The sequence below is a fragment of the Ancylobacter oerskovii genome, assembly GCF_018390555.1.
Classification (GTDB): domain Bacteria; phylum Pseudomonadota; class Alphaproteobacteria; order Rhizobiales; family Xanthobacteraceae; genus Ancylobacter; species Ancylobacter oerskovii.
The window spans coordinates 484,101-506,474 of the sequence record NZ_JAHBGB010000044.1 but is presented as its reverse complement, the minus strand read 5'-3'; the positions used below and the strand labels follow the sequence as shown (position 1 = coordinate 506,474).

The 22,374-nt window shown below is 69.5% G+C and carries 22 protein-coding genes, 1 tRNA gene and 2 pseudogenes; 10 read left to right on the top strand and 15 right to left on the bottom strand.

Going from position 1 to position 22,374, the window contains the following annotated elements:
- Positions 1 to 23: 23 nt before the first annotated feature.
- Together KHC19_RS23355 and KHC19_RS23350 are read right to left on the bottom strand one after the other, a co-directional pair.
- Complete coding sequence (locus KHC19_RS23355) at positions 24 to 1,187, bottom strand: HlyD family secretion protein (RefSeq protein ID WP_213355893.1); 1,164 nt, start codon at positions 1,185 to 1,187, stop codon at positions 24 to 26.
- Positions 1,188 to 1,196: 9 nt separating this feature from the next.
- Positions 1,197 to 1,664, bottom strand: a complete 468-nt coding sequence (locus tag KHC19_RS23350; protein WP_213355892.1) for a MarR family winged helix-turn-helix transcriptional regulator — start codon at positions 1,662 to 1,664, stop codon at positions 1,197 to 1,199.
- Positions 1,665 to 1,829: 165 nt separating this feature from the next.
- Between KHC19_RS23350 and KHC19_RS23345 the strand changes: the two genes are divergently transcribed.
- On the top strand, positions 1,830 to 2,921 hold the full coding sequence (locus KHC19_RS23345) for an alkene reductase (protein WP_213355890.1): 1,092 nt from the start codon (positions 1,830 to 1,832) through the stop codon (positions 2,919 to 2,921).
- Positions 2,922 to 2,994: 73 nt separating this feature from the next.
- Here KHC19_RS23345 and KHC19_RS23340 read toward each other — a convergent pair whose 3' ends face one another.
- The 3 genes from KHC19_RS23340 to KHC19_RS23330 form a co-directional block, all read right to left on the bottom strand.
- Positions 2,995 to 3,990 (bottom strand): transglutaminase family protein, encoded by a 996-nt coding sequence (locus tag KHC19_RS23340; RefSeq protein ID WP_213355889.1) that lies wholly within the window; start codon positions 3,988 to 3,990, stop codon positions 2,995 to 2,997.
- Between the two features lie 26 nt (positions 3,991 to 4,016).
- On the bottom strand, positions 4,017 to 4,274 hold the full coding sequence (locus KHC19_RS23335) for a hypothetical protein (RefSeq protein WP_213355887.1): 258 nt from the start codon (positions 4,272 to 4,274) through the stop codon (positions 4,017 to 4,019).
- A 65-nt stretch (positions 4,275 to 4,339) separates the two neighbouring features.
- Positions 4,340 to 4,576, bottom strand: a complete 237-nt coding sequence (locus tag KHC19_RS23330) for a hypothetical protein (RefSeq protein ID WP_246549419.1) — start codon at positions 4,574 to 4,576, stop codon at positions 4,340 to 4,342.
- A gap of 74 nt (positions 4,577 to 4,650) precedes the next feature.
- Here KHC19_RS23330 and KHC19_RS23325 point away from each other — a divergent pair, with 74 nt between their 5' ends.
- On the top strand, positions 4,651 to 6,075 hold the full coding sequence (locus KHC19_RS23325) for an FAD-binding oxidoreductase (protein WP_213355886.1): 1,425 nt from the start codon (positions 4,651 to 4,653) through the stop codon (positions 6,073 to 6,075).
- 12 nt (positions 6,076 to 6,087) lie between these two features.
- Here KHC19_RS23325 and KHC19_RS23320 read toward each other — a convergent pair whose 3' ends face one another.
- A complete protein-coding gene (locus KHC19_RS23320) occupies positions 6,088 to 6,255 on the bottom strand; it encodes a hypothetical protein (RefSeq protein ID WP_213355885.1) in 168 nt (55 codons plus the stop codon).
- Between the two features lie 81 nt (positions 6,256 to 6,336).
- Positions 6,337 to 6,855, bottom strand: a complete 519-nt coding sequence (locus tag KHC19_RS23315; RefSeq protein WP_213355884.1) for an MgtC/SapB family protein — start codon at positions 6,853 to 6,855, stop codon at positions 6,337 to 6,339.
- A gap of 238 nt (positions 6,856 to 7,093) precedes the next feature.
- On the opposite strand from KHC19_RS23315, the gene KHC19_RS23310 reads away from it, so the two are divergent.
- The 3 genes from KHC19_RS23310 to KHC19_RS23300 all read left to right on the top strand — a co-directional run bounded on the left by KHC19_RS23310 (position 7,094) and on the right by KHC19_RS23300 (position 9,391).
- Positions 7,094 to 7,318 (top strand): con-10 family general stress protein, encoded by a 225-nt coding sequence (locus tag KHC19_RS23310; protein WP_213355882.1) that lies wholly within the window; start codon positions 7,094 to 7,096, stop codon positions 7,316 to 7,318.
- A 182-nt stretch (positions 7,319 to 7,500) separates the two neighbouring features.
- On the top strand, positions 7,501 to 8,664 hold the full coding sequence (locus KHC19_RS23305; RefSeq protein WP_213355881.1) for a DUF3182 family protein: 1,164 nt from the start codon (positions 7,501 to 7,503) through the stop codon (positions 8,662 to 8,664).
- Positions 8,654 to 9,391 carry an alpha/beta hydrolase family protein gene (locus KHC19_RS23300; RefSeq protein WP_213355877.1) on the top strand — a complete coding sequence of 246 codons (738 nt, stop codon included), beginning with the start codon at positions 8,654 to 8,656 and terminating at the stop codon, positions 9,389 to 9,391. The genes KHC19_RS23305 and KHC19_RS23300 overlap by 11 nt, the downstream gene beginning before the upstream one ends.
- 15 nt (positions 9,392 to 9,406) lie before the next feature.
- Here KHC19_RS23300 and KHC19_RS23295 read toward each other — a convergent pair.
- The 3 genes and pseudogenes from KHC19_RS23295 to KHC19_RS23285 form a co-directional block, all read right to left on the bottom strand.
- A pseudogene (locus KHC19_RS23295) lies at positions 9,407 to 10,024 on the bottom strand (UdgX family uracil-DNA binding protein); the annotation flags it as partial.
- A 44-nt stretch (positions 10,025 to 10,068) separates the two neighbouring features.
- Entirely contained in the window at positions 10,069 to 10,632 is a 564-nt protein-coding gene (locus tag KHC19_RS23290) for a type 1 glutamine amidotransferase domain-containing protein (RefSeq protein WP_213355874.1), read from the bottom strand.
- A 64-nt stretch (positions 10,633 to 10,696) separates the two neighbouring features.
- Positions 10,697 to 11,629: a DUF72 domain-containing protein gene (locus tag KHC19_RS23285; protein ID WP_213355872.1), complete on the bottom strand. Its 933-nt coding sequence runs from the start codon at positions 11,627 to 11,629 to the stop codon at positions 10,697 to 10,699.
- A 131-nt stretch (positions 11,630 to 11,760) separates the two neighbouring features.
- On the opposite strand from KHC19_RS23285, the gene KHC19_RS23280 reads away from it, so the two are divergent.
- On the top strand, positions 11,761 to 12,621 hold the full coding sequence (locus tag KHC19_RS23280) for an SDR family oxidoreductase (protein ID WP_213355871.1): 861 nt from the start codon (positions 11,761 to 11,763) through the stop codon (positions 12,619 to 12,621).
- A gap of 126 nt (positions 12,622 to 12,747) precedes the next feature.
- Here the strand turns inward: KHC19_RS23280 and KHC19_RS23275 are convergent.
- From KHC19_RS23275 to KHC19_RS23260, 4 genes are all read right to left on the bottom strand, one after another.
- A tRNA-Lys gene (locus KHC19_RS23275) sits at positions 12,748 to 12,823 on the bottom strand.
- 91 nt (positions 12,824 to 12,914) lie between these two features.
- On the bottom strand, positions 12,915 to 14,414 hold the full coding sequence (locus KHC19_RS23270; RefSeq protein ID WP_213355870.1) for a tripartite tricarboxylate transporter permease: 1,500 nt from the start codon (positions 14,412 to 14,414) through the stop codon (positions 12,915 to 12,917).
- Positions 14,415 to 14,430: 16 nt separating this feature from the next.
- A complete protein-coding gene (locus tag KHC19_RS23265; protein ID WP_213355868.1) occupies positions 14,431 to 14,916 on the bottom strand; it encodes a tripartite tricarboxylate transporter TctB family protein in 486 nt (161 codons plus the stop codon).
- A gap of 94 nt (positions 14,917 to 15,010) precedes the next feature.
- Positions 15,011 to 15,994, bottom strand: a complete 984-nt coding sequence (locus KHC19_RS23260; RefSeq protein ID WP_213355867.1) for a tripartite tricarboxylate transporter substrate binding protein BugD — start codon at positions 15,992 to 15,994, stop codon at positions 15,011 to 15,013.
- A 240-nt stretch (positions 15,995 to 16,234) separates the two neighbouring features.
- On the opposite strand from KHC19_RS23260, the gene pabB reads away from it, so the two are divergent.
- The 3 genes and pseudogenes from pabB (at position 16,235) to KHC19_RS23245 (ending at position 19,167) form a co-directional block, all read left to right on the top strand.
- Positions 16,235 to 17,635 carry an aminodeoxychorismate synthase component I gene (gene pabB, locus KHC19_RS23255; RefSeq protein WP_213355866.1) on the top strand — a complete coding sequence of 467 codons (1,401 nt, stop codon included), beginning with the start codon at positions 16,235 to 16,237 and terminating at the stop codon, positions 17,633 to 17,635.
- Positions 17,636 to 17,650: 15 nt separating this feature from the next.
- A pseudogene (locus KHC19_RS23250) lies at positions 17,651 to 18,214 on the top strand (anthranilate synthase component II); the annotation flags it as partial.
- A 137-nt stretch (positions 18,215 to 18,351) separates the two neighbouring features.
- The gene (locus KHC19_RS23245) at positions 18,352 to 19,167 is read left to right on the top strand and encodes an aminotransferase class IV (protein WP_213355862.1); all 816 of its coding nucleotides are present in this window, start codon (positions 18,352 to 18,354) and stop codon (positions 19,165 to 19,167) included.
- Here KHC19_RS23245 and KHC19_RS26050 read toward each other — a convergent pair.
- Positions 19,161 to 19,904, bottom strand: coding sequence for a DUF930 domain-containing protein (locus KHC19_RS26050; protein ID WP_246549415.1), 744 nt, complete (start codon positions 19,902 to 19,904; stop codon positions 19,161 to 19,163). The two genes, KHC19_RS23245 and KHC19_RS26050, sit on opposite strands and share 7 nt — an antisense overlap.
- A gap of 366 nt (positions 19,905 to 20,270) precedes the next feature.
- Between KHC19_RS26050 and KHC19_RS26260 the strand changes: the two genes are divergently transcribed.
- Positions 20,271 to 22,322, top strand: a complete 2,052-nt coding sequence (locus KHC19_RS26260) for a DUF6600 domain-containing protein (protein WP_213355861.1) — start codon at positions 20,271 to 20,273, stop codon at positions 22,320 to 22,322.
- Positions 22,323 to 22,374: the final 52 nt, after the last annotated feature.

Sequence of the window (22,374 nt, the reverse complement as noted above, 5' to 3'; positions counted from 1 at the left end):
CGGAGGCAGCCGATCGGAAAATCCTAAAGGACGTCGCTCAGGCGACGCGCATGCCCGGTATCGATCTCGACATAGGCGCTCATGCCGGCGCGCAGCACCGGGTCGTCGGCCTGGTGCTTGACCAGGATCCGCACCGGCACGCGCTGCACCACCTTCACCCAGTTGCCGCTGGCGTTCTGCGCCGGCAGCACCGAGAACTCGGCGCCGCTGGCCGGGGCGATGCTGTCCACCACGCCGCTCCAGCTGTGGCCGGGATAGGCGTCGATGCCCACCTCCACCGTGTCGCCGGCCTTCAGATAGGTGAGGTCGGTCTCCTTGATGTTGGCCTCGACCCACATCTCGTCGTCGGCGATCAGCCCGACCGCGCCCTGGTTGGTGAGCGCCGCGGTGGCCGCGACGAGGTAGAGGCCGGGCTGGAGGTTGTCGACCTCGGTCACGATGCCGGCGAACGGCGCCTTCACCACCGCATGGTCGAGCTGGCGCTGCGCCTCGTCGAGGCTCGCCTTGGCCTGCAGGTAGAGCGGGTGCTGCTCGACGTCGAAATCGGGCTTGCCGCCCAGCTTGGCGAGCAGCACCGCCGCCTGCTGCTTGCTGGAATCGAGCTTGGCGCGGTCGGTGTCGAGCGTGAAGCGCGCCTGGTCGTAGGCGGCGCGGGAGACGGCGGCGGCGTCCTTCACCAGCACCGCGTAGCGGTCGAAGATCGCCTGGTCGTTCTGCACCGTGGCATTGGCGGCGGCGATGTCACTCGCCATGCGCTGGTAGTCCACCTTCATCGATTCCAGCGTCAGCCGCGTCTGGTCGAGATTGGCCCGGGCGTTGCGCACCGCGATCTCGTATTGCCGCGGATCGACCCGGAACAGCACGTCGCCGGCGGCGACATGCTGGCCCTGCCTGACGTCGACATCGGTGACGATCCCCGACACGTCGGTGGAGACCATCAGCTTGCCGGCCCGGACATAGGCATCGTCGGTGGAAACGTAGCGTCCGCCGGTCAGCCACACATAGAAGGCGCCGAGCGCCACCACGGCGATGCCGCCGAGCATCAGCGGCATCCGCAGGCGGGCGCGGCGCCGGGCCCTGGGCGCGGCCTCCGGCCTCGCGGGCGCGGCGGCCAGCTCGGCGGACGCCGTCGCGGCGGCCGGCGCCTCGGCGTCGAGGGCGGAAGGGTCCTTGGTGCGGTCAAGCATGGAGGTGTCTCACGCGGCGGTATCCGGCGCGCAGCCCGTGCGGGCGTCGCCGATCAGGTTCGCTTTCATCAGGCCGAGCGTCGCTTCGAGGCCGGCGAGCGCTTCCGGCGGCACATTGGTCCCGACGACCAGCGCCACCATCTCGCGGCGGGCGCGGGCGATCTCCTCGAGGATCGGCGCTGCCGCCGGCAGCAGGTGCAGGCGCCACACCCGCCGGTCCTGCGGGTCGTGCCGGCGCTCCACGAAGCCCCGCGCCTGCAGCCGGTCGACCAGGCGGGCGACGGTGATCGGCTCCACCTCGATCAGCTGGGCGAGTTCGTTCTGGGTCAGGCCCGGCGAGCGGTCCAGCTTCACCAGGATCACCCACTGGGCCCGCGTCATGTCATGGGTGCGCGCCCGCTGGTCGAACTTGATGCGCATGAGATGCGCCAGCTCGTGAAGCAGCGACAGGAAATCGACGTCGGGTTGGCATGTCATGTATCACCTACGCGGCATAACATAACGCACGTTATGATCACCTACAATAATATACGCTAGGTTATGCTACCAAAGCAGTAGACCGCTACCCGCTCCGCATGTCTGGTGCAGTGCACACCGGTATCTATCTGTGCTGGGAAGCTCCCCATTCGAGGACCATTCCAGATGACTGCCTCGCTTTTCGACCCCTATCGCCTCGGCGACATCACCCTGGCGAACCGCATCGTCATGGCGCCGCTCACCCGCAACCGCGCGGTGGCGGGCAACGTGCCCAACCCCTTGTCCGTCAAGTATTACGCCCAGCGCGCCAGCGCCGGGCTCATCGTCACCGAGGCCACCCAGGTCTCCGACACCGCCCAGGGCTACCAGGACACGCCCGGCCTCCACACCCCGGCGCAGGTCGAGGGCTGGAAGCCGATCACCGAGGCGGTACACGCCAGGGGCGGCCGCATCTTCGTGCAACTCTGGCATGTCGGGCGGGTGTCGCACCGCTCGCTGCAGCCCGGCGGCGCCGCCCCGCTCGCCCCCTCGGCGATCCGCGCGGAAACCAAGACCTTCGTGAACAACCAGTTCACCGAGGTCGACGCGCCCCGCGCGCTGGAGACCCATGAGGCCGCCGGCGTCGTCGACGACTTCCGCAAGGCGGCCGCCAACGCCATCGCCGCCGGCTTCGACGGTGTCGAGATCCACGGCGCCAATGGCTATCTCATCGACCAGTTCCTGCGCGACGGCGCCAACCAGCGCACCGATCAGTATGGCGGCTCGATCGAGAACCGCACCCGCTTCCTCAAGGAAGTGACGGAAGCGATCATCGGCGAGATCGGCGCCGGGCGCACCGGCATCCGCATCTCCCCGGTCACCCCGGCCAACGGCCTCACCGACAGCGACCCCGCCGCCCTGTTCGCCCATGTGGTGGATGTGCTGGAAAAGCTCGCCCCGGTCTATGTGCACCTGATCGAGGGCGCCACCGGCGGCCCGCGCGACATCGTGCCCGGCTTCGATTTCGAGGCGCTGCACAAGCGGTTCAGCGGCACCTGGATGGTGAACAACGGCTACGACAAGGCGCTGGCCGAGCAGGTCGTCGCCTCCGGCAAGGCGGACCTCGTCGCCTTCGGCAAGCCGTTCATCTCCTCGCCCGATGCGGTGGAGCGGCTGAAGCGCGACCTGCCCTTCAACGAACTCGACCGCGACCATCTCTATGGCGGCGGCGAGAAGGGCTACACCGATTATCCGACGCTGGAAGCCGCCGGCGCCTGACACCCGGCAGAACGAAAGGGCCGCCCCTCGGGGCGGCCCTTTTTTCGTGAGCTGGCGCTTCGCGCGCAGGCCGTCAGGCCACGATCTTTTCCGACGGGGCGCCCGGCACCGCCCCCTCCTCCGTCTCCCCGTCTTGCGCCTCCCCGGCAGGGACAATCGCCTCCGCCGGCGGCGCCTCGGCGGCCGGCATCTCCGGCTGATAGCTGCGCACCGCCACGTCGACCGTCATGCCGAGATAGTCGCCCACCAGCCCGGTGAAGCCGCCGGCCACCGGCACCGCCTGGCTGGGATCGCGCGTCACCGCTACCCGGATCAGGTTGTCGGCGGCGATCAGGCCGTTGGTGGGGTCGAACTCGATCCAGCCGGCGCCCGGCAGGTAGATGTCCGCCCAGGCATGGGTGGCGCCGCCGCCGACGATGCCGGCATTGGCACCGTCGAGCGCCGGGTCGTAGAGATAGCCGGTGACGAAGCGGGCGCCGAAGCCCAGCGCGCGCACCGCCTCGATCAGCAGCAGCGCGAAATCGCGGCAGGAGCCCGAGCCGAGCCGCAGCGTCTCCAGCGGCGGCTGGGTGCCCTGCTCGTGCCGCACCTGGTAGGCGAAGCCGGTATGGATGCCGGCATTGATGTCGGCGAGCAGCGCCAGGGTGTCGGTCGGCCGGCTGGCGATGAAGCCCTTGGCCCAGGCCTCCAGCTCGCCATTCGGATCGGGATAGTGGCATTCGAGCATGCGCCCGAGATCGGTGCGGTCGTCGGTGGAATAGACGAAGGGGTAGCTCGCCGCCCCCTCGTCCACCTCGAAGACCGGCGAGCCGAGGCCATAGCGCTCGATGGTCAGCAGGCTCTCGATCTTCAGCTCGTTGGACGGCTCGATGAAGTCCACCACCGCGACCGAGTTGCCGAACACGTCGTGCATCCAGCGGATATTGCCGTGCGGCCACAGCGTCAATTCGGCCCCCACCAGCCGCAGGTCGTGGCTGTCGCGCGGGCGCAGCATCAGCCGGTGCGGCTGGAACACCACGGGATTGGCATAGGCGTAGTGCGTGACATGGCGCACGGTAAGCGTTTGCATGAAGACGGTTCCTTGCGGATCGGCGCTCAGCGTGACAGCAAACGGCCGACGAGAAAACCGGCGATCCCGACCGCCACCAGCGCGTTGAACGAATATTTGCGCTCCGGCAGCCCGGCGTTCCGCTCCGGCAGGGACGGCTCGAGCCCGACATCGTCGGGCAGCGGCACGTCCGGCAGCGCCGAGACGATGTCCTGCGTCGTCCGCGGCGCCCGGGCGGCCATCGCGGCGCGGGGGCGCACGCTTGCCGTACCGGCGGCCATGTTCGAGGTGTCGCGCTTGGCCATCTCCACTCTCCTGTTCCGAAGGGGACCCGACGGCACAACGCGCGGCGCCGATTTTGGTTCGCGCCTCAGCGGCGCCCGGAGATGAACGCTACCACCTCGGTCGGCCCCTGGGCGTGGACGATCTCGATGCGCCGCCCGCCGCAAATGTCGCAGCGCAGCCGCGCCGGTGGCGCGCCGTCCGCGTCGGGCAGCGCGTCCAGCTGCTCGCTGCGTCCGAGGATGGAGCGTCGCCCGCAGCGCAGGCAGCGGGCGCAGAGGATGCTGGTGGCGTGAATGGCGGCGAACTCCTGAAACGCGGACAATGGGCCGGTGAATCGGCTATGTCGACACCCGACCGCATTCCGCACCGGTCAGGCGAGCGAGGGAAGGAAAGCCCATGTCCGACGAGATGCTGCGCGCCCTGCGCGACGAGCTCGGCGAAGCCGGCGTGCTGACGGATCCCGAGCGGCTCGTCCCCTATGTGGTGGATCAGCGCGATCTTGTGAAGGGCAGCACCCCGGCGGTGCTGCGACCGGCCTCCACCCCGCAGGTGATGGCGATCATGCGCCTCGCCGCCCGCCACCGCGTCGGCATCGTGCCGCAAGCCGGCAATACCAGCTATTGCGCCGGCGCCACGCCGGACGCCTCCGGCCGGCAATTCGTGCTCAGCCTGGAGCGCCTCGACAAGGTGCGCTCGGTCGATCCGCTCGACGCCGCGCTGTCGGTGGATGCCGGCGTCATCCTCAAGCACGCGCAGGAGGCGGCCGAGGCGGCGGGCCTCTATCTGCCGCTCAGCCTCGGCTCGGAGGGGAGCTGCCGCATCGGCGGCGTCATCGGCACCAATGCCGGCGGCCTGTCCGTGCTGCGTTACGGCATGACCCGCGACCTCATCCTCGGCCTGGAGGTGGTGCTGCCGGACGGCACGCTGGTGTCGGACATGAGGCGGCTGCGCAAGAACAACACCGGCTACGACATAAGGCAGAACTTCATCGGGGCGGAGGGCACCCTCGGCGTCGTCACCGGCGCGGTGCTCAAGCTGATCCCCGCCCCCACCCGCCGCGCCACCGCCTGGGTCGAGCTGGCGCCCGGCGTGCCGCTGCCGGAGATGCTGGCGCTGGTCCGCCGCGAGACCAGCGAGCTCGTCTCCTCCTTCGAGTTCATCACCGCCCGCTCGCTCGCCTTGGTGCGCGCGCCCGGCGGCCGGCTGAAGAGCGGCAGCGGCGGTGTCATCCTGGTCGAGCTCTCCTCCTCCTCCCGTCACCTGCCGGTCGAGGCGGTGCTGGAAGGCGCGATGGGCGAGCTGGTCGAGCAGGGCTGGGCGGAGGACATCATCATCGCCCAGACCGAAGCCCAGCGCGCGGATATGTGGCAGATCCGCGAGACCATCCCCGAGGGCGAGAAGCGGGCCGGCGGCTCGGTGAAGCACGACATCTCGGTGCCGCTCAGTCGCACCGTCGACTTCCTGGCGCAGGGCGGCGCCGCCGTCGCCGCCTATGATCCGCGCCTCGAACTCTCCGTCTACGGCCATGTCGGCGACGGCAATCTCCACTACAACATATTGGTGCCGCCGGGCGAGGAGCGCCTCGCCTTCACCGCCCGCATCGGGCGCGAACTGGCGCCGCAGCTCTACGACATCGCGGCGGGCATGGACGGCACCTTCAGCGCCGAGCACGGGGTGGGACGGCTGAAGCGCGAGCTGCTGCAGCATTATGCCGATCCCGGCCGCTACCGGGTGCTGCGCGGCATCAAGGGGCTGTTCGACCCGCAGGGGATCATGAACCCCGGCGCCATGGTCGACCCGTCCGACGGCCTGCCGTCCTAGCCGGCGGCGCCGTCAGCCCCGCTCCGGGCGCGGGCGCGGAGTGCTCGGCACCCCGTCCAGCGTGCCGTCCCCGGCGGGGCGGTCGTCCATGGGCGGCCGTGCCTGCCGCTGCCGGCCCGGCCGTTCGCGCCGGGGCCGCATCAGCCCGAAATCCACCAGAAGCTGCGCCAGCCAGCGCATCGGCCACCTCCTCGTTTTCGACCATGCCGGCCGTGGCCGGCTCCAGGGAAGAACGCCCGGTGCGAGGCGGCGTTCCCCGGTTCAGCTCCTGGGCTCCTCGCCCGCTTCTTTCTCGCCCGCCGGTGGCGGCCGGCCGGAGGCGGGCCCCCGGCCTTCCAGCAGCCGCTCGAGCGGCCGCACCAGCTCCAGCAGCACCAGCGTGATGACCAGGGCCATCACGATGAGGTGCCATGAGGCCAGCGCGCAGGCGATGCCCAGCGCCGCAGTGACCCATACCGCCGCCGCCGTGGTCAGGCCGTGCACCTCCAGGTCGCGATGATTGCGCAGCACCACCCCCGCCCCGACGAAGCCGATGCCGGTGAGCACGCCCTGGATGATGCCCTGGACCACGCGGCTGGTGGCGTCGGCATGTCCCTCGATGCCCGCGACGCCCATGGCGGTCAGCGAGACCAGCGCGGCGCCGAGGCTGACGAGGCCGAGCGTGCGCATGCCGGTCGGCTTGCCCCGCAAATCGCGGTTCAGCCCGACGAGCATGCCGCAGGCGACCGCCGCGAGCAGCCGCATCATCGCCTCCAAATCCGCTGGCGCCAGCAGGTCCATCTCGAAGCTCCGGCCGTGGTGATCCTCTTGCGGGACCCCGCGAGCCGCCGCGAGCCGCCTCGTCCCGCCTCACAACGCCCGACCGGGCCCGAGGGTTCGAGGCAGGCGCGCCAGGGCGGCACGACGCCGTCGAAAGCCTGCCCAGGCGGCCTCGGCTCCTGCCGATTTTACCTTGGAACAGGCTCCATCCTGATCGGTTGGTTCGACAGGGGGGCGAAATCCGACAGGAGAATTCGATATGGCGAACACGCAACATCGTGGCGGTTCCGGCAATTTTGCCGAGGATCGTGAACGCGCCAGCGAAGCCGGCCGCAAGGGCGGTGAACACTCCCACGGCGGCCAGCAGCACGCCCAGTCGGGCGGCGAGCCGCGCCAGCAGGGTGGCCAGCACGGCAACCCCGGCAATTTCGCCAATGACAAGGAACGGGCGCGTGAGGCCGGCCACAAGGGCGGCCAGCGCTAGTCGCCTTGACGAGGCCTGACACGAGCGGCGGCCGTCCCGATCTGCGGATCGGGGCGGCCGCATTCATGCGAGGCCGGGGCCGCCCGGCCGGCTGCCAAAGCTTCGTGACGAGAGGGAACCCGGATGGAGCCCGGCCGGTTGATCCGGCAGTTCGTTTGCCGCTGCGAGGAAGGAAACCGCGCATGGGTTCTCTCGAAGGATTGCCGCTCTCGAACCGTCCCGTCGCCCGGCCGACCGGTGCCGCGGTCGCGCTGGTAGCCGAGCCGGGCGACATGCTCGGCCATCGCCATCAGGCGGTGGAGGCGCTGGCGCGCCGCATCGCCAGCCTGCGCGGCAGCCCCATCCTCACGCTGTCCGAGGGTGGCATGGCGCAGCTGCGCGTCTACGCCGTTCCGGTCGAGACCCTGGTGGGCGGGGAATTCGCGGCGCGGCTCGGCATCGAGAGCGAGCGCGATTTCTTCGGCGGCCTGGTGCCTTATGCCGTGCAGGCCGGCAAGGCGATCACCCACCCCCTGCCCGACGACGACGCCACGCGGCCGGAAGGCTGGTCGAACGCTTTCGGCCTCGCCGTCCGCGAGGTGGTGCCCGCCGGCTTTTCCGCCTTCGACATCGATGCCGCCCGCCGTGCCGCCGGCCTCCTGCTGCCGCGCGGCCCGCTGCGGGTGAAGCCCGGCTGGTCGGATGGCGGCCGCGAACAGGCGATCGTCGCCGATGCCGTGGCCTGCGAGGCCGCCCTCGCGGCACTGGAGCGGGATCTGCTGGCCGAGCAGGGAGTGGTGCTGGAGGAGGATCTGTCGGACGCCGTCACCTTCAGCATCGGCCGGGTGCGTATCGACGACACCATCCTGTCCTATGTCGGGCAGCAGAGCACGACCCGGGACAATGCCGGCGTCGCGGCCTATGGCGGCTCGACGCTCACCGTGGTGCCCGGCGATCTTGAGGCGCTGCTCGCCCTCGAGCTCGACGCCACGGCGCGCCGCGCCGTGGAATGCGCGCTCGTCTATGACGGCGCGGCGATGCAGCATTTCCCGGGCCTGATCGCCTCCCGGCGCAATTACGACGTCATCGCCGGCCGCGACGCGCGCGGCAAGCCGCGCATCGGCGTGCTCGAGCAATCCTGGCGCATCGGCGGGGCCTCGGGGGCGGAGATCGCCGCCTTCGAGGCCTTCCACGACGAGCCCGACCTCGTCGCCGTGCGCACCTCCTGCACCGAGCGCTACGGCGCCATCGGCCGGCGCGCCGGCGACCTGCCGGACGACAGCTTCGTCTACTACCAGGGCGACGATCCCGTGGTCGGCCCGCTGCTCAAATACGCCACCATCGAGGCCCGCTACCGTGCATCATGAGAAGATCTGCATCGCCGTCGATGGCGAACACATCGACGGCACCTTTGCCGTGCCGCGCACCGGGGTGCCCGGCGTGCTGTTCCTGCATGGCTGGACCGGCAGCCAGCAGGGCGACCTCAAGCGCGCCAAGGCCATCGCCGAGCTCGGCTGCGTCTGCCTGACCTTCGACCTGCGCGGCCATGCCGCCACCGAGGCGATGCGCATGAGCGTCACCCCGCGGCAGAACCTGCACGATGCGGTGGCCGCCTATGACGCGCTCGCCGGCCATCCCCTCGTCGACCGGAAATCGATGGCGGTGATCGGCTCCAGCTATGGCGCCTATCTCGCCACCATCCTCTCCTCGTTCCGCCCGGTCCGCTGGCTGTCGCTGCGGGTGCCCGCCCTCTATCGCGACGAGCATTGGGCGCTGGCCAAGGGGCAGCTCGACCGGCTCGACCTCACCACCTACCGCAACTCGCAGGTGGGGCCGGACGACAACCGCGCGCTCGCCGCCTGCTCCCGCTTCGAGGGCGACGTGCTGGCGATCGAATCCGAGCATGACGACCTCGTCCCCCACACCACGGTCGCCAATTACGTCGCCGCCTTCCGCAACGCCCGGTCGCTCACCTACCGGGTGATCGAGGGCGCCGACCACGCGCTCTCCGAGAAGGAATTCCGCGAGGCCTATTCGACCCTGCTGCTCGGCTGGTTCCGGGAAATGGTGCTGGGCGCGCGCGGTTCGTCGTGAATCGGCCCGATCGGCCTACGGGGCCGGCATATCGTTCCCATCCTCCACCTCATCGTACCGGCCGCCGCCCAGCGGCCCGGCCAGCTGGCGCACCGCGACGAGGTCGGCGACGAAGGCGGCATGGGCCTCCTGCTTCGCCGCCTCGTCGGGTATCCGCAGCAAATAGGAGGGGTGCACGGTGAGGTAGCCCCGCCACGGCCCGAAGGCGAGCGGCCCCCGCTCGCGCGTCACCGCCACCCGCCGTCCCGCCAGCGCCTGCCCGGCGGTGGCGCCGAGCGCGACCACCAGGCGCGGTTCCACCAGTTCGAGCTCCCGCTCCAGCCACCAGCGCTCATGCGACACCTCGCCGGCCGTCGGCTTGCGGTGCAGCCGGCGCTTGCCGCGTTCCAGAAAATTGAAGCGCTTCACGGCGTTAGTCACATAGATGCGGCGCCGGTCGATGCCCGCCTCGCCGAGCGCGCGATCGAAAAGGCGGCCGGCCGGGCCGACAAAAGGGCGCCCCTGGCGGTCTTCCTCGTCGCCGGGCTGCTCGCCCACAAAGGCGACAGAGGCGGGGGCCGGCCCCTCGCCCGCCACCACCCGGCCGATGCCGGGGCCGGGCGACAGCGCCGCCCGCAGGGCCTCGTTCAGGTCGCCGAGCGACGCGAAATCCCGCCCCACCCGCCCCCGTTCGGACGTCACGCCACCCTCCGCCGATCATGGCGGCCTTCCCGGATTTCCTCGACGATCTTGGCGACGAAGGCCTTGAGATCGGCCGGCGAACGGCTGGTGACGATGCCCTGATCGGCCGCAACCTCGCGGTCGACCCACCTCCCCCCCGCATTCCTCACATCGGTGCGGATCGAGGCGTAGGACGTCACGGTGCGCCCGCGCACGGCATCCGCCTCTACTAGAACCCACGGCCCGTGGCAGATCGCGGCCACGACCTTGCCGCTGTCGAGGAAACTCCTGACGATCTTCATCGCGTTCGCGTCCACCCGCAGCAGATCCGGGTTGATCTGCCCGCCGGGGATGACCAGTGCGTCGTAATCCTGTGGCCGCACCGCCGTCAGCGACAGATCGACCTCCACCGTATCGGCCCAGTCCTTTCCCTTCCAGCCGCGGATCGGTTGTCCGTCGGGGCTTGCCACCTCGACGCGCGCGCCGGCGGCACGCAGGTCGTCGCGCGGAACCGTCAGTTCCGATTGCTCGAAGCCGTTCGCGGAGATGATGAGGATGCGGGCATCGTGAATGTCCGGCATGGAACGCTCCCTTGTTCGCTCCCCCTCAAGCCGAACGTCGGGCGCAGGGCGTGGTTCCCGCCCCTCACGCCGCCGACCGGCCGGAATCTCCCTGCCAGTCCACGTGCAGGAGTTCCATCAGGGTCCTGGCGTTCGCGGGCGCATGGCGCTTGTCGGTATTGTCGAAGAACAGGAAGACATCGCGCGGTTGGTGAGGCGCCCCAGCCTTGCCCGCGAATTCACCGTCCGGCATCTCGCGGCCACGCGACCATGCCGCGACGCGCTCGGCCCAGCGCCGCAGATCCTTGCCGTCATAGCCGGAACGATAAAGCTCGGTAGAGCCATGCAGGCGGCAATAGACGAAGTCGGAGGTGAGATCCATCAGCCTCGGCCACTTCACCGTATCCGCGCAAACCAGCGCCACTCCATGCCGCCGCAACAGCGCGATGAATGCCGGATCGCGGAAGCTGTCATGGCGGATTTCCACCGCGTGCCGCAACGGGCGGTGAGCATCGGTCCGCGCCCAGTCCCTCCCCTCGAGGCGGGCATCGTGGCGCCGGGCAAGCGTGGCCGCCGCCTCGGTGTCCTTCGGCAGCAGCGCCAGAAACGCCTCCATCCGTTCCCGATCGAAGGCGAAGCTCGGCGGCAATTGCCAGAGCAGCGGCCCGAGCTTCCGCCCGAGCCTCAAGACGCCGGAGGCGAGGAAATTGGCGAGCGGCACCTCGGCCTCCCTCAGTCTGAGGGTATGGGTGATGTAGCGCGAGCCCTTCACCGTGAAGACGAAATCCTCCGGCGTCTCGTCCGCCCAGCGCGCAAAGACATCCGGTTTCTGCAAGCCATAGAAGGTGCCGTTGATCTCCAGCGCCGGAAACTGCCCGGCCGCATAGGCGAGCTCCTTTTTCTGCACCAACCCCTGCGGGTAGAAATGGCCGCGCCAGGGAGCATAGGTCCAGCCGGAAACGCCGATGCGGATAGCGCCCGGCCCGTCATGGTGTCGCGTGCGGGAAGATCGGGTCATCGCCTGCCCTCGTCACTCGTCCTTGGGGCGAGAACCGACGGCGCCGGGGCGAGTTCCCTCGCATGGGAACCATCGGCATCGCAGACGGTTGGCCGTTGGATTCCGCCCTTCAAGGATCAGGAGGCCTGACCATGCTGGACAATCGTCCCGAGCCGCCCTTTCCCGAACAGCGTCAGCCCATGCCGGGCCGTACCGAAGCGATGAAGCCACGTCCCGACCATGGGGAATGGACCTATCGCGGTTCCGGTCGCCTCCTCGGCAAGAAGGCGATCATCACCGGCGCGGATAGCGGCATCGGCCGCGCCGTCGCCATCGCCTATGCCCGCGAGGGGGCGGATGTGCTGATCTCCTATCTGGAGGAAGACGAGGACGCCGCCGAAACCGCCGAATTGGTGCGCGGTGCCGGGCGCAAGGCCGTGCTTCTTCCCGGCGACATCCAGTATGCCGCGCATTGCCGCCACATCGTGGAGGAAGCCATGGCGCAGTTGGGCGGCATCGACATCCTCGTCAATAACGCTGCGCACCAGGCGACCTTCGCGGAAATCGGCGATATCAGCGACGAGGAATGGGAGCTGACGTTCCGGGTCAACATCCATGCGATGTTCTACATCAGCAAGGCGGCGGTGCCTCACATGAAGCCGGGCAGTGCCATCATCAACACCGCCTCGATCAATTCCGACAAGCCGAATCCGTCGCTGCTCGCCTATGCGACCACCAAGGGGGCGATCCAGAATTTCACCGCCGGTCTGGCGCAGATGCTCGCGGAGAAGGGCATCCGCGCCAATGCGGTGGCGCCCGGCCCGATCTGGACGCCGCTGATTCCCTCCACCATGTCGGCTGAGAAGGTGGCGCATTTCGGCGAACAGGTGCCGATGAAGCGGCCCGGCCAGCCGGCCGAGCTGGCCACGGCCTATGTCATGCTGGCGGACCCGCTGTCGAGCTACGTCTCCGGCGCCACCATCGCCGTCACCGGCGGAGCGCCCATGCTCTAGCGGCGCGGCGGGCCCGGCGGGGACGGAGAAAGATCGTCGAATCGCACCAGCGATATCGCCGCATCCAATCCTGATGAGATTTGGCGCTCGGCAACGAACCGGTCGGAAAGATCCACTCTTGAAGAGTGGTGGGCGCACAAGGGCTCGAACCTTGGACCCGCTGATTAAGAGTCAGCTGCTCTACCAACTGAGCTATGCGCCCGACCGGGTTGCTTCGGCGAGGACATTTCCCTCGCGAGCGGCGGTCGTGTACCAAAGCTGCCCGGGCCTGTCTATGGGCCCGGGCAATTTTTTCACTCCTTAAATGCTTCTTCGCGCTTCTTGCGCACCGAAGGCAGCAGCACCACCGCCAACGCCAGCACCGCAATGCCAAGCATTACCGCCGAAAGCGGGCGGGTGACGAACACGCTCGGATCGCCGCGGGAAATCAGCATGGCGCGGCGGAGATATTCCTCCAGCATCGGCCCGATGATGAAGCCCAGAAGCAACGGCGCCGGCTCGCATTCCAGCTTCACGAGCAGGTAGCCAACCACGCCGAACAGCGCCATCGCATAGACGTCGTAGACGTTGTTGTTCACGCTGTAGACGCCGATGCAGCAGAAGCCGATGATCAGCGGGAACAGGATGTGGTACGGCACCGTCAGCAGCCGCACCCAGATGCCGATCAGCGGCAGGTTCAGCACCACCAGCATGAAATTGCCGATCCACATGGAGGCGATGATGCCCCAGAACAGATTCGGCTGCTCGTTCACCACATTGGGGCCCGGCACGATGCCCTGGATGATCAGCGCGCCGATCATCAGCGCCATCACCGGGTTGGACGGGATACCGAGCGTCAGCATGGGGATGAACGAGGTCTGCGCGCCGGCATTGTTGGCGCTTTCCGGCCCGGCGACTCCCTCGATGGCTCCCTTGCCGAACTGCCGCGGATCCTTCGAGACCCGCTTCTCGATCGAATAGGAGGCGAAGGAGGACAGCATGGCGCCCCCGCCCGGCAGGATGCCGAGGAAGGAGCCCAGCACCGTCCCGCGCAGCACCGGAGCGATGATGCGCTTGATGTCGTCCCTGGACAGCATGAGGCCCTGCACCTTCTGCACCATGACGGTGCGGGTGTGCTCGTCCTCGAGGTTGCGGATGATCTCGACCAGGCCGAACAGGCCCATGGCGAGCGCCACGAACTCGATGCCGTCAGCCAGTTCCACGATATCGAAGGTGAAGCGCGGCGTGCCGGTATAGACGTCCTGACCGGACAGGCCGAGCAGGATACCCAGCACCACCATCGCCAGCGCCTTGATCACCGAGCCCGACGCCAGCGAGACCGACGCCACAAGCCCTAGAACCATCAGCGAAAAATATTCCGGCGGGCCGAATTTCAGCGCGATGTCGGCCAGCGGCGGGGCGAAGACGGCGAGCAGGAAGGTGGCGACCGAGCCGGCGAAGAAGGAGCCGAGCGCCGCGGTGGCCAGCGCCGCCCCCGCGCGCCCTTGCCGTGCCATCTGGTAGCCATCGATGGCGGTGACCACCGAGGAGCTCTCGCCCGGCAGGTTGATCAGGATGGCGGTGGTCGAGCCGCCATATTGCGCGCCGTAATAGATGCCGGCGAGCATGATCAGCGCCGAGACCGGCGGCAGGCCGAAGGTGATCGGCAGCAGCATGGCGATGGTCGGCACCGGGCCGAGGCCGGGCAGCACGCCGATCAGCGTGCCCAGCAGCACGCCGATGAAGCAGTAGAACAGGTTCTGGAAGGTGAAGGCGACCGAGAAGCCCAGCGCCAGATGATCGAAGATTTCCATAGACTTAACTCTCCGATCAATAGCCGCCGAGCCAGGGGCCGAGCATGGGGAGCGGCAGGCCGAGGCCCTTGATGAACACCGCCCAGGCGAAGGCGACCATGATGATCGCCATGAGCGCGCCGCCCGGAAGCGAGAAGCGCCGGCTCGCGGCCGAGGAGATGAAGACCGCGAGGCCCATTGCCGGGCCGAGCCCCAGCGGAGCCACGGCAAGCCCGAATACCACCACCGAGAGGGTCACGAGCAGGATGCCCCGCCACGGCACGGCGATCCGCTGCGCTTCGTCGTCGGCTTCCGCGTCACCGCCGAAGGCGAGGCCGGTGAGAAGTACGATGAGGCCAAGTGCGGCCAGAATGCCGCACAGGACCAGCGGGAAGTAGCCCGGCCCCATTCGGATCGCCCGACCGATCGGCAGATCGGAGCCGAGCCATGCGAACCAGGCGGCCAGGGCAATGAGCAGGAGGCCGGTGCCGACGTCCTTCGGGCTTCGGATAAAGCGACCCATGCGAACCTCGCGATGAGAAGAGGCTGCACCCGTCCGGCCACCTACCCCAGGGGAAGGAGGTCGAACGGGAACGGCGTTTCAGGAAAGAGGCGGATCAGTCGGCGAAGACGCCGGCCTGCTCGATGACGGGCTTCCACTTCGCCACTTCCGAGGCGACGAAGGCCTTGTGCACCTCCGGCGTGGCGCGCTCCTGCGACACCGGCTCGGTACCGAGATCGGCGAAGCGGGCGATGACCTTGGGATCCTGCAGCGCCTGCTTCAGCGCCGCATTGAGCTTGGCGACGACCGCCGGCGGCGTGCCCTTCGGGGCGTACATGCCGTGCCACACCGCGATCTCGAAGTCCTTCACCCCGCCTTCCTGCATGGTGGGGACATCGGGCAGCGCCTTCAGGCGCTCCTTGGTGGTCACGGCATAGGCCTTCACCTTGCCCGCCTTGATCTGGCCGGTGGTGTTGGTGGTCTGGTCGCACATCAGGTCGATCTGCCCGCCGACGAGGTCGTTCATCGCCGGGCCGGTGCCTTGGTAGGGCACGGTGGTCATCTGGGTGCCCAGCGCCGACATGAACAGCATGCCGCACAGATGCGACGCCGAGCCGACACCGGCATTGCCGTAGATCACCTTGTCCTTGTTCTGCTTCACATAGGCGACGAGGGCGGCGACGTCCTTGGGCTCCAGCGAGGCCTTGGCGATCATCGTCATCGGCACGTCGGTGACGAGGCCGACCTCCTCGAAATCGGTGAGCACGTTGTAGGGCAGCTTGCGGTAGAGCGTCGCCGAGGTCGCCTGGCCGATATGGTGCAGCAGCACGGTGTAGCCGTCCGGCGTCGCCTTCGCGACCTGCCCGGCGCCGCGGGTGCCGCCGGCGCCGCCGACATTCTCCACCACGATCTGCTGGCCGAGGGTGCGCGACATGGATTCGGCGATGAGGCGGGCAACGGTATCGGTGGGCCCACCGGCCGCGAACGGCACGATCATCGAGATGGCGCGGGTGGGATAATCCTGCGCCTTCGCGCCGGCGAGCGGCATCAGACCCAGGGCGAGAGCCGCAACACCCGCGGCGACGGTCTTCCATTTCATCGTGGCGTTCCTCCAGAAACGGTTATTGGGTGCGTTTTTATGGTCGGCGCCGTCCCTGCCCGGCAACGCCTTTTTCGGTTGCGGCTAGGCCATCATCCGACCGCCTCATCGTCAAGCCGGCTTTTGGCCTATTCTCAACATGTTTGCGCCACTGATGCATTAGAACACCAATTGCGACCAAAGGGCATCCCCCAAAGCCGCCGGCTAGGAAGTCGGGCGGGTTCGCCCCATATTCCCCTCATGATTCAGGAGCCGCCTCCCCTCGTCGTCTCGATCGACCATACCGATCCCTGGCACGCCGCCCGGCGGCTGGCGGCCGCGTTCGACGGGCTGGCCTTTCTCGACAGCGCCATGGGCCATCCGCAGCTGGGGCGGTGGTCCTTCGTGGCGGCGGACCCGTTCGGCCGCTTTCGCGTCGAGGGCGGCACCGCCTTCTGGAACGGCAAAGCCGAGGACGGCCCGCCCATCAAGGCGCTGCGCCGCCGGCTCGCGCGTCATGCGCAGGCTGCCCTGCCCTGCGACGCCCCCTTCCAGGGCGGCGCCATCGGCACCTTCGCCTATGAGGCCGGCCGGCTGTTCGACCGTTTCCCGACACCGCATCCCGAGCCGGGCGAAGGACCGGAGATCGACCTCGGCTTCTACGACGTGGTGCTGGCCTTCGACGGCGCCACCCGACGGGCCTATCTGATCTCCACCGGCTGGCCGGAAGCCGAGCCGCAGGCGCGGCTGGCCCGCGCCCGCGAGCGCATGGCGCAGATGAGCGCCGCGCTCGCCGCGCCACTGCCGGCGCTCGACACCGCCTTGCCGCCCGCCGCCTGGACATCGAATTTCGACGCCGGGCGCTACGAGGCCGCGGTGGCGCAGGTGATCGCCTATATCCGCGCCGGCGACATCTTCCAGGCCAACTTCACCCAGCAGTTCCGCGCCGCCATCGGCCCGGTCGACCCGCTCGCCGTCCACGAGCGGCTGCGCAACGCCAATCCCGCCACCTTCGCGGCGCTGATCCTCAGCGAGGGCCGCGCCGTCGCCTCCTCCTCGCCGGAGCGCTTCCTCACCCTGCGCGGGAGGGAGGTCGAGACCCGGCCGATCAAGGGCACGCTGCCGCGCTCGGTGGAGCCGACGCTCGACGCCTTTCGCGGCCGCGAACTGGTCGCCAGCGAGAAGGACCGCGCCGAGAACGTGATGATCGTCGACCTGCTGCGCAACGATCTCTCGCGGGTGTGCCGGCCGGGCACGGTGCGGGTGCCGCGGCTGTGCGGGCTGGAGACCTATGCCAATGTGCATCATCTGGTCTCGGTGGTGACGGGCACGCTGAAGGAGGGACGGGACGGGCTCGACCTGATCGCCGCCTCCTTTCCCGGCGGCTCGATCACTGGCGCGCCGAAGATCCGCGCCATGGAGATCATCCGCGAGCTGGAAGGCCGCCCGCGCGGGGTCTATTGCGGCGCGATCGGCTATCTCGGCTTCGACGGCACGGTGGACCTCAACATCGCCATCCGCACCGTGACGCTGGAGAAGGGCGAGGCCCATTTCGGGGTCGGCGGCGGCATCACCCTGCTCTCCGACCCGGCGGCGGAATATCGCGAGAGCCTGACCAAGGCCGAGCGCATCTTCCGTGCCTTCCGGCCGGCGGAGCGATGAGGCGGGAGCGATGACATGATCGTCCTTATCGACAATTACGACAGCTTCGCCTTCAACGTGGCGCGCTATCTCGTCGAGCTCGGCGCCGAGGTGGAGGTGCTGCGCAACGACGCGGTGGACGCCGCGACGCTGGCTGCCCGCGCCGATATCGAGGCGCTGGTGATCTCGCCCGGCCCCTGCGCCCCCAACGAGGCGGGCGTCTCGCTGGAAGCGATCCGGCAGCTCTCCGGGCGCGTGCCGATCCTCGGCATCTGCCTCGGCCACCAGTGCATCGCCCAGGCGCTGGGCGGGCGGGTTCTCGGCGCGAGGGAGCCGATGCATGGGCGGCCCTCGGCCATCACCCATCGCGGCAGCGACGTGTTCGCCGGCCTGCCCTCGCCCTTCGCGGCCGGGCGCTACCATTCGCTGGCGGTGGAGCTCGACCCCGCCGGACCGCTGGAGGCGACGGCCTGGAGCGCGGATGGCGAGATCATGGGTCTCGCGCATCGCAACCACCCCACCTACGGCGTGCAGTTCCACCCGGAATCGGTGCTGACCGAGCATGGCTACACGCTGATCGGCAATTTCCTGCGGCTGGCGGGGATGGCGGCCATCGATCCGGCGCGGCTTGCCGGGCTTTCCGCCACCGGGAGCCGCGAGGAGGAGAACCCCGGCGATGGCCGGCCTTCCGCCGCCTCGCTCTATTGGGGCGTGGGCCGCGGCGAGGAGCGCCGCGCGTGACCGCGACCGTCAGCGTCGAGGATCGCGGCTTCACCCTCGGCGACGGGGTGTTCGACACCGCGCTCGCCCTCGGCGGCGTGGTCTTCGCCCGCGAACGCCATGTCGCGCGGCTGCTCGCCGCCTGCGCCGGGATCGGCATCGCCGTGCCGCGCGAACGCGTCGAGGCGGCGATCGACGCGGCGCTGTCCCCGGCTCCGGCCGTCCTCCGCACCACGGTGACGCGGGGCATCGCGGCGCGCGGCCTCTGGCCCGCCAGCGTCGGCGAACCCACGGTGGTCGTGACGACGGCACAGTGGAACCCGGCGCTGCTCGGCCAGCCGGCGCGGCTCGTCACCGCGCGCGGGCGTCGCAACGAATTCTCGCCAGCCGCCAACCTCAAGGCCATCGGCTATCTCGACGCAATCCTCGCCGCCCGCGAGGCGACGCTGGCGGGAGCGGATGACGCGCTGCTGCTCAACACGCAGGGACGCGTGGCCTGCACCACCATCGCCAATGTTTTCGCGGTGATCGGCGGCCGGCTGGTGACGCCGCCTCTCGCCGAGGGCTGCCTGCCCGGCATCATGCGGGGGCTGGTGCGCGACATCGCCCCGACGCTCGGGCTGGCGCTGGAGGAGCGCCCGCTCGCTGCCGGCGAGCTCCACGCCGCCACGGCAGTGTTCCTCACCAACAGCGTCCGCTTCCTCCGCCCGGCGACGGTGCTCGACGGCCGCGCGCTGGGCACCGCCTCCGACGTGGCGGAGGCACTGATGCGGCAGCTTCGACGGCGTGTCGTCGCCGAATGCGGCGTGGAGCTCAACTTCGGCGATCAGTGAACCGCCGGCAGGTTGAGGGCCGTCCATTCCTGGCGCGGGATCGCCTCGCCGACCTTGAAGGCGAAGCCCACCACCTCGCGCAGGCCGGCGTCGAGGTCGCAGGAGAACGACACCTCGTACCATTTCCGGCCGCTGCGGAAGGCGCCGCCGCCGGCGACGAGGCTGTTGCCGTGCTGGCGGGTATCGGCGCGGGCATAGTCCACCAGCCGGTCGGGCTGGTAGGCCGGTTGCCACGCATGGATCTGCTCCATCGCTTCCAGGTCGCAGAGCTGGGCGACGCGCTCCTCATCCGCCAGCGTGGCGAGGGCCCGGCGGGTCGCCCGGCCGCGCGGATCGGCGAGCAGCCGCGCGGACAGCATGCGGGCGGGCCGGATCATGTCGTCCGGCCGCGCCGCCGTCGCCGGCGGATGGACGGCGGGCGAGGCGGAAGGGGTTGCGTCGGCCGCCGCCTCCGGGACGGATGGCGCCGGATCGGCGGGCTGCGCGACAGCGGGCGGCGGGGCGCCGCTGCGCAGGCCGTCGAAATCGCGGGCGCTGATGATCTCGGTCTCCACCGCCGGCCCCTCGCCCGGCGCCGGCGGCGGCGCAGTGCCGATGCGCACGGCCGGGGCGAGGACCGCGAGATGCAGCAGCAGCGCGCCGGCAAGCCACGCCGCGCCGATCCCTCGCCGTGACGGGGCGGCGGGCGGGACAGGCGCATCCAGCGCGCCCAGCTCGACGCACGGGGCAGCGATCATGCGGACGGCGCCATGCTGCGGATCTCCGGTCAGGCGCTCAGCCATTCCCGACCCGGCCGGCAGCATTATGGCGGCGGAGCGGCGGCGCACGACCGGAAGGCGCGCCGCGCGGCAAGCACACAGGGCAGATCGGGGAAATCATCGCGCAGCGATCCGCATTTCCGACCCATTTTACGCCTAGCAACCCCAGAGGAACGGCACAAATTCTACATGAGACCAGATCAATACGCAGCCATGATTTCGACATTATCCTTGTAATGGAAATATTGCCTCCACAAGAAACGTCAGAATCATTTTCTCATCTGAAACTTTTCTGACCGGACGACGTTGGTTTTGACTTCGCGTCCGTCAATACGAGGTGCGCTCATGCTTCGTCTCACCCGCCCGCTGCTCGCCATGGGCCTGACCGCGAGCCTGCTCGCCACCGTCGCCACGCTGCCCGCCGTCGCCCAGAGCGGTCCGATACGGCTGGCGCAGGCCGGCCCGCCGCAGGGTGGTGCCACGCTCGACGTGAACGTGTTCTATGATCGGCTCGGCGAGCACGGCTCCTGGGTCGAGCACCCCGACTACCAGTATGTCTTCATCCCCTCCAATGTCAGCCCCGGCTGGCGCCCCTATCAGGAAGGGCGCTGGGTGTGGACGGACGCCTATGGCTGGTACTGGGAATCCTACGAGCCCTTTGGCTGGGCGACCTATCACTATGGCCGCTGGGGCTACGACCCCGCCTATGGCTGGTTCTGGGTGCCCGGCGATACCTGGGCCCCGGCCTGGGTGACCTGGCGCCGCGGCGGCGGGCGCACCGGCTGGGCGCCGATCGCCCCGGACCGTCCCGGCTACGCCGTGGGACGGCCCGTCGCCTATGCGCCGCCGGTGGCGGAGAGCTGGGTCTTCGTCGAGGATCGCTACATGGGCGAGGAGGACCTGTCCCCCTATGTCGCGCCCATCCCCGCCATCGGCACCTATCTGAACGCGGCGCCGGACTATTACGAGCCGAGCTGGGGCGACGGTTATTACGTGAATCGCGGCTTCGGCGCCGATGTCTATGGCCCGCCGATCCGCGAGCGCATCGTCTCGCGCGAGGTGGTCTATGTCGACCAGCAGGACGAGCTGTTCTACAGCGCCGGTACGCTGGCGATCTTCGCGCCCTTCATCGCCTTCGGCGACCGCTACGCGCCGCCGCCGCGCTATGAGCGCCGGGTCGCGCCCGATCAGCGTGCCCTGATCCGGCAATATGTCCGCGAGGACCGCGACGATCGCCGGCAGCCCGGCCTGTTCGCCCCCTCGGCGGCACTGCTGGGGGCGCTGGAGCCCGAGCAGCGGCGCGAACTGCGCGAACGCCGCTTCGGCGACCCGGACGGCTATCGCCGCGATCTCGACCGGATCGAGCGCGAGCGCGGCGACCGCATCCGCGAATTGCGGCGCGAAGCCGATTCGCGCGCCGACGCCGTGGAGCGCGAACGGCGCCAGACGGTGGAGCAGCGCCGCCAGCAGGTCGAGCGCATCCGCAGCGAGCAGCGCGCGCGGGCGGAACGGGTCAATGCCCGCCCGGATGGTGCCCCGGGCCAGCGGCCGGGGATGGCCCCCGGTGTCCGCCCGGATGCGCGGCCCGACATGCCACCCGCGCCGCGGCCCGGCATGCCGCCGGCCGGCCCCGACGCCACCCGGAGCCCTCGCCCGGGTCCTGGCCCGGGTCCTGGCCCGGGCCAGCCCGCTCCGCGGCCGGACGACGCACAGCGTCCGCAAGCGGAGCCGCCGCGCCCGCAGATCGATCGGCAACGGCAGCAAGAGATCGAACAGCGTCGCCAGCAGGGCAACCAGCAGCGACTGCAGGCCGAGCCCCCGCGCCCCCAGATCGACCAGCAGCGGCAGCAGGAGATCGAACAGCGCCGCCAGCAGGGCAACCAGCAACGTCCGCAGGCGGAACCGCCGCGCCCGCAGATCGACCAGCAGCGGCAGCAGGAGATCGAACGACGCCGGCAGCAGGGTGATCAGCAGCGCCAGCAGATGGAGCAGCGCCGCCAGCAGGGCGATCAACAGCGCCAGCAGATGGAGCAGCGCCGCCAGCAGGGTGATCAGCAGCGCCAGCAGATGGAGCAGCGTCGCCAGCAGGGCGACCAGCAGCGACTGCAGATGGAGCAGCGCCGCCAGCAAGGCGATCAGCAGCGCCAGCAGATGGAACAACGTCGCCAGCAGGGCGACCAGCAGCGCCAGCAGATGGAGCAGCGCCGCCAGCAAGGCGATCAGCAGCGCCAGCAGATGGAGCAGCGCCGGCAACAGATGGAGCAGCGCCGGCAGCAGGCCGACCAGCCGCGGCCCCAGCAGGAACAGCGGCGCGGTCCGCCGCCGCAGCAGGGAGGCGGCGGTGGCGACGGCGGCGGCAAGCCCCGTCCGCGGCCCCCGCAGCCCGACCAGCAGTAGCGGGAACGCGCCTCGTCCATCGCAACAAAAAACCCCGGCCCTCGAGGGCCGG

What these genes read in the sequence shown, in the direction of transcription:
- KHC19_RS23355 (WP_213355893.1), bottom strand. Translation starts at nt 1,187, where the DNA reads ATGCTTGACCGCACCAAGGACCCTTCCGCCCTCGACGCCGAGGCGCCG.
- KHC19_RS23350 (WP_213355892.1), bottom strand. Translation starts at nt 1,664, where the DNA reads ATGACATGCCAACCCGACGTCGATTTCCTGTCGCTGCTTCACGAGCTG.
- KHC19_RS23345 (WP_213355890.1), top strand. Translation starts at nt 1,830, where the DNA reads ATGACTGCCTCGCTTTTCGACCCCTATCGCCTCGGCGACATCACCCTG.
- KHC19_RS23340 (WP_213355889.1), bottom strand. Translation starts at nt 3,990, where the DNA reads ATGCAAACGCTTACCGTGCGCCATGTCACGCACTACGCCTATGCCAAT.
- KHC19_RS23335 (WP_213355887.1), bottom strand. Translation starts at nt 4,274, where the DNA reads ATGGCCAAGCGCGACACCTCGAACATGGCCGCCGGTACGGCAAGCGTG.
- KHC19_RS23325 (WP_213355886.1), top strand. Translation starts at nt 4,651, where the DNA reads ATGTCCGACGAGATGCTGCGCGCCCTGCGCGACGAGCTCGGCGAAGCC.
- KHC19_RS23320 (WP_213355885.1), bottom strand. Translation starts at nt 6,255, where the DNA reads ATGCGCTGGCTGGCGCAGCTTCTGGTGGATTTCGGGCTGATGCGGCCC.
- KHC19_RS23315 (WP_213355884.1), bottom strand. Translation starts at nt 6,855, where the DNA reads ATGGACCTGCTGGCGCCAGCGGATTTGGAGGCGATGATGCGGCTGCTC.
- KHC19_RS23310 (WP_213355882.1), top strand. Translation starts at nt 7,094, where the DNA reads ATGGCGAACACGCAACATCGTGGCGGTTCCGGCAATTTTGCCGAGGAT.
- KHC19_RS23305 (WP_213355881.1), top strand. Translation starts at nt 7,501, where the DNA reads ATGGGTTCTCTCGAAGGATTGCCGCTCTCGAACCGTCCCGTCGCCCGG.
- KHC19_RS23290 (WP_213355874.1), bottom strand. Translation starts at nt 10,632, where the DNA reads ATGCCGGACATTCACGATGCCCGCATCCTCATCATCTCCGCGAACGGC.
- KHC19_RS23285 (WP_213355872.1), bottom strand. Translation starts at nt 11,629, where the DNA reads ATGACCCGATCTTCCCGCACGCGACACCATGACGGGCCGGGCGCTATC.
- KHC19_RS23280 (WP_213355871.1), top strand. Translation starts at nt 11,761, where the DNA reads ATGCTGGACAATCGTCCCGAGCCGCCCTTTCCCGAACAGCGTCAGCCC.
- KHC19_RS23270 (WP_213355870.1), bottom strand. Translation starts at nt 14,414, where the DNA reads ATGGAAATCTTCGATCATCTGGCGCTGGGCTTCTCGGTCGCCTTCACC.
- KHC19_RS23265 (WP_213355868.1), bottom strand. Translation starts at nt 14,916, where the DNA reads ATGGGTCGCTTTATCCGAAGCCCGAAGGACGTCGGCACCGGCCTCCTG.
- KHC19_RS23260 (WP_213355867.1), bottom strand. Translation starts at nt 15,994, where the DNA reads ATGAAATGGAAGACCGTCGCCGCGGGTGTTGCGGCTCTCGCCCTGGGT.
- pabB (WP_213355866.1), top strand. Translation starts at nt 16,235, where the DNA reads ATGATTCAGGAGCCGCCTCCCCTCGTCGTCTCGATCGACCATACCGAT.
- KHC19_RS26050 (WP_246549415.1), bottom strand. Translation starts at nt 19,904, where the DNA reads ATGATCGCTGCCCCGTGCGTCGAGCTGGGCGCGCTGGATGCGCCTGTC.
- KHC19_RS26260 (WP_213355861.1), top strand. Translation starts at nt 20,271, where the DNA reads ATGCTTCGTCTCACCCGCCCGCTGCTCGCCATGGGCCTGACCGCGAGC.